The organism is Paraburkholderia sp. BR10872 (assembly GCF_040965835.1).
Classification (GTDB): Bacteria; Pseudomonadota; Gammaproteobacteria; order Burkholderiales; family Burkholderiaceae; genus Paraburkholderia; species Paraburkholderia nodosa_A.
In genome coordinates, this window is record NZ_JBFRCN010000180.1 from 1 (window position 1) to 267 (window position 267).

General features: G+C 59.2%; 1 protein-coding gene. It reads right to left on the reverse strand.

What is annotated here, in order from left to right; translation table 11 throughout:
- Positions 1-39: 39 nt before the first annotated feature.
- On the reverse strand, positions 40-267 hold a 228-nt coding region (locus AB4Y43_RS40585), incomplete at its 5' end, for an integrase core domain-containing protein (protein ID WP_368730304.1).

Sequence of the window (267 nt, forward strand, 5' to 3'; positions counted from 1 at the left end):
GCTGGAGTTGCCCCTGTAACTCAGGACACGCGGACACCGTTAGGTTGATGGCACCGCAGCGCGCCTGAACTCGCGCGGCGAGCGGTATTTCAGGGCTTTATGCGGGTGGCGCTCATTGTAGTGTTCAAACGCGATAGCCAGACGCGAGAGCGCCGTTGGTGCATCGGGCTTGTCCATAAAGGCGACGTAATTATGTTTCATCGTCTTCACGAACGATTCGGCCATGCCATTACTCTGCGGCGAACGGACCGGCGTGGTCAGCGGCTC